The sequence below is a fragment of the Pseudomonas sp. R5(2019) genome, assembly GCF_009905435.1.
GTDB lineage: Bacteria > Pseudomonadota > Gammaproteobacteria > Pseudomonadales > Pseudomonadaceae > Aquipseudomonas.
Map to the genome: position 1 here is coordinate 1 of NZ_JAAAMT010000091.1, position 10,542 is coordinate 10,542.

Annotated in this window: 8 protein-coding genes; 3 read left to right on the forward strand and 5 right to left on the reverse strand. The window is 62.7% G+C overall.

Features of this window, described 5'->3' with window-relative positions; all coding sequences use genetic code 11:
- Window positions 1-344 precede the first annotated feature (344 nt).
- The 3 genes from GUY40_RS27920 to GUY40_RS27930 form a co-directional block, all read right to left on the reverse strand.
- Window positions 345-1,097 carry a sulfite exporter TauE/SafE family protein gene (locus GUY40_RS27920; protein ID WP_166572134.1) on the reverse strand — a complete coding sequence of 251 codons (753 nt, stop codon included), beginning with the start codon at window positions 1,095-1,097 and terminating at the stop codon, window positions 345-347.
- Window positions 1,098-1,253: 156 nt separating this feature from the next.
- Complete coding sequence (locus GUY40_RS27925; RefSeq protein ID WP_166572135.1) at window positions 1,254-2,390, reverse strand: glycerate kinase; 1,137 nt, start codon at window positions 2,388-2,390, stop codon at window positions 1,254-1,256.
- A gap of 110 nt (window positions 2,391-2,500) precedes the next feature.
- Window positions 2,501-3,604, reverse strand: coding sequence for a sugar diacid recognition domain-containing protein (locus GUY40_RS27930; RefSeq protein WP_166572136.1), 1,104 nt, complete (start codon window positions 3,602-3,604; stop codon window positions 2,501-2,503).
- A gap of 131 nt (window positions 3,605-3,735) precedes the next feature.
- Between GUY40_RS27930 and pyk the strand changes: the two genes are divergently transcribed.
- Both pyk and GUY40_RS27940 read left to right on the forward strand, forming a co-directional pair.
- Window positions 3,736-5,187, forward strand: a complete 1,452-nt coding sequence (gene pyk, locus GUY40_RS27935) for a pyruvate kinase (protein ID WP_166572137.1) — start codon at window positions 3,736-3,738, stop codon at window positions 5,185-5,187.
- Between the two features lie 268 nt (window positions 5,188-5,455).
- Window positions 5,456-6,781, forward strand: a complete 1,326-nt coding sequence (locus tag GUY40_RS27940; RefSeq protein ID WP_166572138.1) for an MFS transporter — start codon at window positions 5,456-5,458, stop codon at window positions 6,779-6,781.
- A gap of 42 nt (window positions 6,782-6,823) precedes the next feature.
- Here GUY40_RS27940 and GUY40_RS27945 read toward each other — a convergent pair whose 3' ends face one another.
- Complete coding sequence (locus tag GUY40_RS27945) at window positions 6,824-8,407, reverse strand: rhodanese-related sulfurtransferase (RefSeq protein ID WP_166572139.1); 1,584 nt, start codon at window positions 8,405-8,407, stop codon at window positions 6,824-6,826.
- Window positions 8,404-9,012, reverse strand: coding sequence for a cysteine dioxygenase (locus tag GUY40_RS27950; protein ID WP_166572140.1), 609 nt, complete (start codon window positions 9,010-9,012; stop codon window positions 8,404-8,406). Before GUY40_RS27950 ends, GUY40_RS27945 begins: the two co-directional genes overlap by 4 nt.
- Before the next feature lie 286 nt (window positions 9,013-9,298).
- Here GUY40_RS27950 and GUY40_RS27955 point away from each other — a divergent pair, with 286 nt between their 5' ends.
- A complete protein-coding gene (locus tag GUY40_RS27955; RefSeq protein WP_166572141.1) occupies window positions 9,299-10,252 on the forward strand; it encodes an ABC transporter substrate-binding protein in 954 nt (317 codons plus the stop codon).
- Window positions 10,253-10,542: the final 290 nt, after the last annotated feature.

The following is a 10,542-nucleotide window of genomic DNA, read 5'->3' on the forward strand; positions in this document are numbered from 1 at the left end:
CGATGGGCTGCGAAGCGGCCCCGGCGATTCCGAAACCGCCCGCACTCCCAGGGCTTGTCGTAGATATCACCGGCCTCGGGGGCTGCTGCGCAGCCCATCGCGGCCAGGTCCGCTCCTACAAGGGTTGTGTCGTTCTATTCCTTAACTGACCGGCATTAAGGCTTGCCCGCGATGGCACCACCTCGGGTTCAGCATTTTCCGCGAACAGCTGCGTCTACACCGCCGGGATTTCTGTTGACTGCACTGACCTCATCGCGAGCAAGCTTTGCTCACACAGTGACTCATGGCTGCTGGCTTTCATGGGAGCAGGTCGAAGCGACAGAGATTTCTGAGTCGTCGATGATTCAGAGAAAATAGCGAACGATCAGCGCAATGCCCGATGCCAGGACAATCACGTTGATCATCTTGAGGAACTGTTCCCGAGACATCGTCAAGGTGATTCGCCGACCGACCGTAACGCCAATCAACATACCTGGCGCCAGGAACAGCGCTAGCCATAACAGGCTGGCGTCCAGGTACACGCCTGCGAGCGCAAACAGCACCACGCGGGTCAAGGTGCTGAGGCCGATGAGGGTGGTTTGTGTGATGCGAATGGCTTCCTTGTTCGCCAGTCTTCCGCTCAAATAGATCGCGTAAATAAATCCGCCGCTGCCAAACAAAGCGCTGAAGACACCTCCTATCGAGCCGAAAGGTAAAGCGGCCTCTGAGCTGAATGTTCGCTGAGGTTTCAGGCCACTGATTGCGTAGAGCGCGTAGCTGGTGACGAAAATGCCCAGGGCCAGCAAAAGAGACTCAGGTCGTGTGGTGAGTAGGATCGCAGCACCCACCAGGCTGCCGAATATCATCATTGGGACCAGCCGCCGTAGCTCGGCGCGGTCAGCGTTGTGCCCGTCACGACTGATATTGACGAGTGCGGCGAGCAGGTCCATGAGTGCCAGGAGCGGTACGATTTTGGACAGAGGGATAAATAGTGCCAGGATGGGGCTGGCCACCAGCGCAGTGCCGAAACCTGCAATTGCGAAGATGATGTAGGCACAGAGCAACGTGGCGAAGATTACGGCATAGCCGGTCAGGCCGATGGTAAGAGCATCAGTCATTGCAGGAATCCTTTCTCGTTCTTTCGCAAGCCAGTTCGATTGGCGCTCAAGCTCCCGTAATAGGCGATTCTTCCTGAATAATCAAAAGCCCCTCACTTGATATTTGTAAGGGGCTTTTGATGGGGGTGGCGGTAATGCGATCTGAGCTGCCCGCGTTCAGCGAATCCCGGCAAGCAGCAATCGGGCGATATCCCGGGCCCGCTCGCGCAACAACACGGGCGCTTGGCTGCAGGCTTCGGCCAGGGTCATGGGCCCCGACGTCAGGGAGAAGGCCGCTGTAATGCCGTGGTGATAGAGCTGTTCGTAGCCTTCGCCCAGCGTGCCGGCCAGCACCACGACCGGGATGCCGTACCGCCGGGCAACACGGGTCACGCCCAGCGGCGTCTTGCCGCGCAAGGTTTGCGCATCGAAACGGCCTTCGCCGGTGATCACCAGATCGGCGTCGCGCACATGGGCGTCCAGGCCGGCAAGTTCGGCGACCACTTCAACGCCGGGGCGGAAGGTGGCCTTGAGGAACGCCTTGGCGGCAAAGCCGATACCGCCTGCTGCGCCAGCGCCAGGCTCTTCGCGCCGGTCAGTGCCGAGCGCGGCGGCGGTGCAATCGGCGAAATGGCCCAGTGCCGCGTCCAGCTGCAGGATCTGTTCGGGGCTGGCGCCTTTCTGTTTGCCGAAGGTGTGGGAGGCGCCATGGGGGCCGCACAGCGGGTTATCGACGTCGGCGGCGACTTCGAATTGCACATCGGTCAGGCGCGGGTCCAGGGCGTGGAGGTCGAGGGTGGCGAGCTGCGACAGGGGCAGGCCGCCGGCTGCCAATGGCTGGCCGCTGGCATCCAGCAAACGCGCGCCCAGGGCTTGCAGCATGCCGGCGCCGCCGTCATTGGTGGCGCTGCCGCCGATGGTCAGGATGACCTTTTGTGCACCCGCGTCCAGCGCCTGCAGGACCAACTCGCCGGTGCCGAAGGTGGAGCTGACGCAGGCATCGCGACGCTCCAGCGGCACCAATTGCAAACCGCTGGCTTCAGCCATTTCGATGATCGCCGTGCGGCTTTCGGGCAACCAGCCCCAGCGCGCGGTCACCGGGCTGCCCAACGGGCCGCTGACCACGCTGCTGCGGCGCTCGCCGTTCACCGCGGCGAGAATGGCATCGACGGTACCTTCGCCGCCGTCGGCCATCGGGCATTCCACCAGCGTGGCATCGGGGTAAACCTCCTTGAGGCCCAGCGCAATCGCCGCGGCGACTTCGGCCGCGCCCAGGCTGTCCTTGAATGAATCGGGTGCGATGACGACTTTCATGGAACTCTCCAGCTTCAACGATGGCCCATGCTGTCACGCTTTGCGCACGGCCTGCTTTGGCAAAATGTACAACGTGGCGCGGTAGTCACTGTGCAGCGTGACAAATGCGCTCAAGCGCCGTCGCTGGGCATCAGTTGCACGCCGAGGTACAGCTCCACCAGATCATCCAGGCGGGTGAGATCCTTGCCGCTGATTTCGCTGATGCGTTCCAGCCGATAACGCAAGCTGTTGCGGTGAATCCCCAGCGCGTCGGCGCAGGCCTGCGGCTGGCCGTTAAGTTCGCACCATGAGCGCAAGGTGCGGATCAGTTGGCCGTTGGCGTCCTTGGCGGCAATGCTCTGCAGCGGTACCAGCAGTTCATTGAGGGTGTCTTCGGCGCGGTGGGTCCAGAGCAGCGTCGGCAGGCGGCAGCGGGCCAGCGACAACACCGGCTTCCAGGGTTTGACCGCTTGCCCGTAGGCCAACAGCTCGGCGACCCGGTGGCAGCAGCGGCGCAGGCCATGCACGTCTTCGGTCGGCACCCCGGTCGCCACGCGCTTGAGCGTCCAGCCCTGGGCCTTGAGGCGTTCGATCAGGCGCAGCGGGTCGATGCTCAAGCTCGAAGGGCAGCACCACAGAATCGAATGGGACGACGGCAGGCTGCACCAGCTGTCGGCGAAGTGTGTGCGCAACCAGTCGGTCACTGCGGCGGCGGATTTGGGGTCATCCAGCTCGAGCAGGTAAGGCGTGCGCCCCAATTGCGGCTTGAGCCCCAGCTGGTGGGCCTCGTCAATCAGGCGCTGGGAGCCGCCGGTTTCGCCCAGCAACACCGACAGCAGGTCATCGCGGCGCTGGTTGCGCCATTGCTGCTCGGCCTGGATATGGCTTTGATCGACCAGCATTTCAGCGGTCATGCGCACAAGTTCCGCATAAGTGCGCAGCCCCTTTGGGTCGCCGGAAATTCCCAGTACGCCAATCAGCTGACCATCGTGGATCAACGGCAGGTTGATCCCGGCCTGCACGCCCTTGAGCGTGAGCGCCGTCTGTTCGTCGATCTCGACAATCCGCCGGTTGGCCAACACCAGTTGCGCCCCTTCATGGCGAGTGTTGATGCGGTTGGCCTCGCCGCTGCCCAGGATCAGGCCCTGGCTGTCCATCACGTTGACGTTGTTGGGCAAAATCGCCATCGCCCGGTCGACGATGTTCTGGGCAAGGTGGTGGGTGAGCTCAAACATCCTGACAACTCTGGCAGTGAACGGATTGTTCAAAGATACAACAACTGCCTGCGCTGATTGTGATCCCGCCTAAATGAACCGTCATCCAGCGGCCATACACTGGGTCGGCACTCAACGTCAGGATGCTCTCAATGCGTAAACGCCGAACCAAAATCGTTGCCACCCTCGGGCCTGCCAGCAACAGCCCTGAAGTGATCGAGCAGATGATCCTTGCCGGGATGGACGTCGCTCGCCTGAACTTCTCCCATGGCACGCCGGCCGAGCACATCGCCCGGGCCCGGTTGATTCGTGAAATCGCCGCACGGCACGGTCGGCATGTGGCGCTGTTGGGTGACCTGCAAGGGCCGAAGATCCGTATCGCCAAATTTGCCGGCAAGCGCATCGAACTCAAGGTCGGCGACCGTTTTACCCTATCGATCAAGCACCCGCTGACCGAAGGCAGTCAGGAGGTGGTCGGCATCGACTATCCGGACTTGGTCAAGGATTGCCAGGCGGGTGACGACCTGCTGCTGGACGATGGCCGGGTGGTCATGCGGGTCGAAACGGCCAGCGCCGAGGCACTGCACTGCGTGGTATTGATCGGCGGGCCGCTGTCCGACAACAAAGGCATCAACCGGCGCGGCGGCGGCTTGACAGCACCGGCACTGACCGACAAGGACAAGGCCGATATCAAGCTCGCCGCACAGATGGACCTGGACTACCTGGCGGTGTCCTTCCCTCGCGATGCCGACGACATGCACTACGCCCGCCGACTGGCACGGGAGGCCGGCTGCGACGCCTGGCTGGTGGCCAAGATCGAACGCGCGGAAGCGGTGGCGAACGACGAAACTCTCGACGGCCTGATCGAGGCCAGCGACGGGGTGATGGTCGCCCGTGGCGACTTGGGCGTTGAGATCGGTGATGCCGAGCTGGTCGGCATTCAGAAGAAAATCATTCTGCATGCGCGCCGCCACAACAAGGCCGTCATCGTCGCCACCCAGATGATGGAATCGATGATCGCCAGCCCCATGCCGACCCGCGCCGAAGTCTCGGACGTGGCCAACGCCGTGTTCGACTGCACCGACGCGGTCATGCTCTCGGCTGAAAGCGCGGCCGGTGATTACCCGGTCGAGGCGGTGACGGCCATGGCGCGCATCTGTACCGGTGCCGAACAGCATCCGGGCAGCGAAACCTCCGGCCACCGCCTGGGCGGCGAGTTTGCCCGCTGCGACGAAAGCATCGCGATGGCGACCATGTACACTGCCAACCACTTCAAGGGCGTCAAGGCCATCATCGCCCTGACCGAAAGCGGTTACACGCCGCTGGTGATGTCGCGCATTCGCTCCAGCGTGCCGATCTTCGCCTTGTCGCCGCATGCGGCGACCCAGGGCCGAGCGTGCTTGCTGCGCGGCGTATATCCGGTGCCCTTCGATCCGGGCTCGCTGGCGCCGGAAGCGGTCAACCAGGCAGCGGTTGAAGCGCTGGTGACGCGTGGCGTGGTGAGCAGCGGTGACTGGGTGATTCTGACCAAGGGAGACAGCTACAACACCATCGGCGGCACCAATGGCATGCGCTTGTTGCATGTTGGCCAGCCGATTTACTGAGGGTTTTCGGGGCTGCTTTGCAGCCCATCGTTACCAGGTTCGCTCCCACGCCACAGACGCGCTGAAGGCTGAAGAAATCGTGGGGGAGGGGTTGGGTGCGGTGGGCTGCAAAGCAGCTCCCCATTGAATTCCCGATGTTTTGTGCACCTCTACAAAAAATCCCATCCAAAACGGTGCGAATCTCCAAAGACGCCCCGCGCGCATTTCCCCAAGCTTTACACGCCGCACCCCCATAAAAAAAACAAGTCAGTACCTTCGAGGAACCCCCATGTCCAACTCATCGATTCGCGACGTCGACGACCCTTCAGGCAACGGCGTCTACCGTCGCATTACGCTGCGCCTGATCCCCTTTATTTTCATCTGCTACCTGTTCAATTACCTGGACCGGGTCAACGTCGGCTTCGCCAAGCTGCAGATGCTTGATGCCCTGAAGTTCAGCGAAACCGTCTACGGCCTCGGCGCCGGTATCTTCTTTATCGGTTATGTGCTGTGCGGTCTGCCGAGCAACCTGGCGTTGAACCGTTTCGGGCCACGGCGCTGGATCGGGGTGATGATGGTGGCCTGGGGCACGCTGTCAACCTGCCTGCTATTTGTCACGACGCCCATGGAGTTCTACACGCTACGCTTCTTGACCGGCATGGCCGAGGCCGGTTTCTTCCCCGGTATCGTCCTGTACCTGTCGCGCTGGTACCCGAACCAGCAGCGCGGACGGATCATGGCGTTGTTCATGTCGGCCATTCCGGTCTCGGGGCTGCTTGGCGGGCCGTTCTCGGGCTGGATTCTCAACCACTTTGCGGCAGGACAGGGCGGCTTGGCCGGCTGGCAGTGGATGTTCCTGATCCAGGGCTTGCCGACGGTGGTGCTCGGCCTGCTGGCCTTTGTGCTGCTGTGCGACAAGGTCCAGGATGCCCGCTGGCTGACGCCGCAGCAACGCGAGCGCGTGGCGGCGGATATTCTCGCCGATGAGCGCAGCCGGCCGGTGCAGGGCAAGGCCTCGGTGGCTTCGGTGCTGACCATGCCCTTTATCTGGATTCTGGGTTTTGTCTATTTCTGCATTCAGGCCGGGGTGTATGCGATCAACTTTTGGCTGCCCTCGATCATCAAGAACCTGGGCTTCAGCGACGCGTTGGTGATTGGCTGGATCAGCGCCGTGCCTTATCTGCTGGCGGGCGTGTTCATGTTGGTGGTGGGCCGTTCTGCGGATTTGCGCAACGAGCGGCGCTGGCACCTGGTGGTGCCGATGCTGATGGGCGCCACGGGCCTGATCATCGCGGCCAATTTCTCTGCACTACCACTGGTGGCGATTCTGGGCCTGACCATCGCGACCATGGGGGCGTTGACCAGCCTGCCGATGTTCTGGCCGATGCCGACGGCGTTCCTGAGCGCCAGCGTCGCCGCTGGCGGGCTGGCGCTGATCAACTCGATCGGGCAGATGGCCGGATTCCTGAGCCCTTATATCGTCGGCTGGATCAAGGATCAGACCGGCTCCACCGACGTGGCGCTGTACTCGCTGGCCGGCCTGACTGTGGTTGGCAGCCTGGTGGCCTTGCGCATTAGTCGCCAGCCTCGGGTGACTTCGACGGTAACTGCTTGAAGCAAGAGTAGGGCGGGCGGCCATGGGCTGCCCGCGCTGCTGTCAGATCACAGAAAACCCATGGGTCCCATCCCGCCCCAACTGCTCAACCAACCCGAACTCCCAATCCAGATACGCCTGCATCGCTTCACGCGGATTATCCGTGCCTTCGTACGGGCGGCGATAACGGTCTGTGCGCGGCACCGCCAGATGCGTTTCACCCGATTCCAGCGGCCGCTGCGCCGCGATCCAGTTGGCGGTACCGCCTTCCAGTACGAACACCGGCTTGCCAGTCAGCGCCTTGACCTCGCCGAGGGCGAAGCGCGCGAGCAGGCTGCTGCCACAGGTGAGCACATAACGCTCGGCCAGCGGCAGCGATTCCAGCGCTTGGGGCAGCTGCGCACGCAGGGCCCAGTGGGCGCCGGGGATATGGCGTTTGACGTAGTTGGCGCTGGTGGTGAAGTCCAGCAGCACGGTGTTGCCCTCTTCAAGCCAGGCGGCCAGTTGTGCCGGCGTGACGGCGTCGCCTTCGGGCACCGTGGGCAGGGGGGGCTGCCAGGCACCGGTTTCGGTCAGGTGTTCTGGGCGCACGTCATCGAGAACGGCGACTTCCCAGCCCAGTTGCGCCAGCCATGAAGCGCTCATGTTGGCGCGCACGCCGTCATCGTCTACCAGTACGATGCGGGCTCCGCGCACGCTGGCGAAGTGGTCGGTTTCCTGCACCAGTTGGCCGCCCGGGGTGGAGCGTGCACCCGGCAGGTGGCCGTCGGCGAATTCGGCTTCGGTGCGCACATCGAACAGGTAGGTGGTGCGGTTGGATTGCGCTTGCCACTGGGTCAGTTGTTCCAGCGAGGCGCGGACCACGCCGGCCTTGTCGGCGACAGCCCGGGCGGACGCAGCGGCAGTGCTGCGGGTGTCTTCGCTGACCGGCGCGAGCTGGCGGCTTTGACCGTGGGCCAGCTGTTGCCCGGCGAGGGTCCAGCCGATGGTGCCGTTTCGCAGCGCCGCCACCGGGTTGGGAATGCCGGCGTTGACCAGCGACTGAGTGCCAATAATGCTGCGGGTGCGCCCGGCGCAATTGACGATCACGCGGGTGGCGGGGTTCGGCGCCAGTTCGCGCACGCGCAACACCAGTTCCGCGCCCGGTACGCTGATGCCGCCTGGGATGCTCATGGTTTGGTATTCGTCGAAGCGACGGGCATCGAGTACCACCACGTCGGCCTTGTCGTCGAGCAGGGCCTGAACATCTTCGGCGGCCAGCGACGGGGTGTGGCGCTGGCTCTCGACCAGTTCACCAAAGGCCTTGCTCGGCACGTTGACGTCGCGGAACAACTCGCCACCGGCTTCACGCCAACCGGCCAGGCCGCCCGCGAGCAGTGCAACGTCGGTATAACCGAGCGCCTGCAGACGTTCGGCGGCGATCTCCGCCAGGCCCTCGCCATCGTCGTAGACGGTAATGGCGGTGTCCCGGCTCGGCACGCGGGCGTAGATTTCCAGCTCAAGTCTGGACAACGGGATATTGGCCGCGAACAGCGGGTGCGCTTCGGCAAACGGCGCCTCTTCACGCACATCGATCAAGGCGACTTCCTGCTTGGCCAGCAACTGCTGGCGCAGGGACGGGAAAGCGCGGGTGGCAATGGTAGTCATGAGGCGGGGTTCTCTTTGGACAGGTCCCAGATATTGGGCAGGCGGTCATTGGAATAGCCGGATATAAAGGGTTTTTCGCTGCCGTCGGCGGCATAGACGGCGCGCTTTACCGCGCCGATGTTGGCGCCGTAGACATGAATGCTGATCGACACCCGGTCGCTGAAGGCATTTCTGACCTGGTGGATATCGCCGATTCGCGGCGAGAGCGCCTCGACCTGGCCCGGGTCGAGCCGCACCGGTTCACCGTCGGGGACCAGCTGGCCGTCGGCGCTGCGGGCAAAGCCCTGGGAATATTCGGCACCGCGCAGCATGCCGATCAGGCCCCAGACCCGGTGGTCATGGATCGGGGTTTGTTGCCCCGGGCCCCAGACAAAACTGACAATGGAGAAGCGCTGGCGCGAATCGGCGTGCAGCAAAAACTGTTGATAGCGGTCGGGATTCGGTTGTGCGACTTCAGCGGGCAACCAGTCATCATGGGCGACCAGCGCTTGCAGCAGGCGCTGGCCGTGGCTCAGTATCGAGGCTTCATCCGGGGTTTCATCGAGCACCTGGGCCAGGTCAGCGATGAAGTGGCGAAGCCGGTCCAGGCGTAGGGGTTCGGTCATGGAAAAGGCTCGGCAATCAAGGTCATGGCTACCCTAGCAATGGCCTTATGATTCTCTAAATTCAATTTGTTCATAAGCTAATATGCAAATATTGAATTTAATGCCTGTCTTGATTTTGCATTTTTTGCCTATTAGGTTATGCCGAAAATGAATTTCACAGGGATACCGGTTACCGATAGCTTATAAGCATTCGTTAGGCAGAATTTTCTGCTTATAACTCGGAAACGAGACCGCACGTGCGGATCGGGCTCCCACTTTTTGCCTTGCAAGGCATCTGGAGACTCACGTGCGAAACCTCTTCAAACTGGCCGCTGGCGTATTGGCCGCAAGCCTGGCCCTGAATGCATCAGCCCTGACCCTGACCGTTGGCGACCAAAGCTACAACACCCGTGCGGTGATGGAAGCGGCCGGGGTTCTTGAGAAGCTGCCTTATACCCTGGAATGGAAACAGTTCACCGCCGGCTCCCCGGTAGCCGAAGCCTTGAACGTCGGCAGCCTCGACCTGGGCTTGCTGGGTGATGCGCCGCCGCTGTTTCTCGGCGCATTGGGTGCGCCGATCAAAGTGATCGCGGTCAGCCGGCAAAACCTCGACGGTGTGGCCATCCTGGTGCGCAAGGACTCACCGATCAAGACGCTGGAAGACCTGCGCGGCAAGCGGGCGGCGGTCTGGAAAGGCTCGTGGAGCCAGCAATTGCTGTTCACCGCGCTGGATAAGGCCGGCGTGCCCCGCGACTCGCTGGACCTGCGCTACCTGAGCGCACTGGATGCCTCCCATGCGCTGGACGGCGGCTCGGTCGACGTGATCGCCACCTGGGAGCCCTATGTGACCCAACAGGAACGCCTCGGCGCCCGGGTGCTGGCCACCGCCAGGGACGTGATTCCGGCCCAGAGTTTTGTGGTCGCCAACAACCAGGCCATCAAGGAAAAACGGGCGGCCATCAGTGATTTTCTGCAGCGTCTGAAACAGGCCCGTGACTGGACCTTGAGTGACCCGTCCCACACCGAGTCCTACGCCGACGCCTGGGCCCAACGCACCCGCGCCGACCGTGATATCGCCCGCAGCTGGTTCGCCCGAGCGAAAACCGACGTGTCGCCGGTCAATGCCCATTCGGTCAGCGAGGCGCAAAAGACCATCGATTTTTTCAGCGGGCTGGGGTTGATCAAGTCCTATCAGGCGTCGACCTTGTTTGATGACTCGTTTGGGGCGGCGTTGCAGCCAGCGGTGGCCAAGGCGCAGTGAGGGGAAGGGGGCCGCTCGGCGGCCCCCACAGCCTTCAACACAAATGCTGTAGGAGCAAGGCTTGCCTGCGATGAAACAGGCACTGAGGTGTCTCTGGTACACCGCGCTGAATTCATCGCAGGCAAGCCTCAATGCCGGTCAGTTAAGGACCGGAGCACAGACGTCCATGTAGGAGCGGACCTGGCCGCGATGGGCCGCGCAGCGGCCCCGGAGGCCATTGGCATCTGTGATTGAGCCAGCGAGTGCAGGTGATTTCAGAATCGCCGGGGCCGCTTCGCAGCCCATCGCGG

Bases quoted from the DNA above. Each gene is read 5' to 3' on its own strand.
- GUY40_RS27920 (WP_166572134.1), bottom strand. From the start codon at position 1,097: ATGACTGATGCTCTTACCATCGGCCTGACCGGCTATGCCGTAATCTTC.
- GUY40_RS27925 (WP_166572135.1), bottom strand. From the start codon at position 2,390: ATGAAAGTCGTCATCGCACCCGATTCATTCAAGGACAGCCTGGGCGCG.
- GUY40_RS27930 (WP_166572136.1), bottom strand. From the start codon at position 3,604: ATGTTTGAGCTCACCCACCACCTTGCCCAGAACATCGTCGACCGGGCG.
- pyk (WP_166572137.1), top strand. From the start codon at position 3,736: ATGCGTAAACGCCGAACCAAAATCGTTGCCACCCTCGGGCCTGCCAGC.
- GUY40_RS27940 (WP_166572138.1), top strand. From the start codon at position 5,456: ATGTCCAACTCATCGATTCGCGACGTCGACGACCCTTCAGGCAACGGC.
- GUY40_RS27945 (WP_166572139.1), bottom strand. From the start codon at position 8,407: ATGACTACCATTGCCACCCGCGCTTTCCCGTCCCTGCGCCAGCAGTTG.
- GUY40_RS27950 (WP_166572140.1), bottom strand. From the start codon at position 9,012: ATGACCGAACCCCTACGCCTGGACCGGCTTCGCCACTTCATCGCTGAC.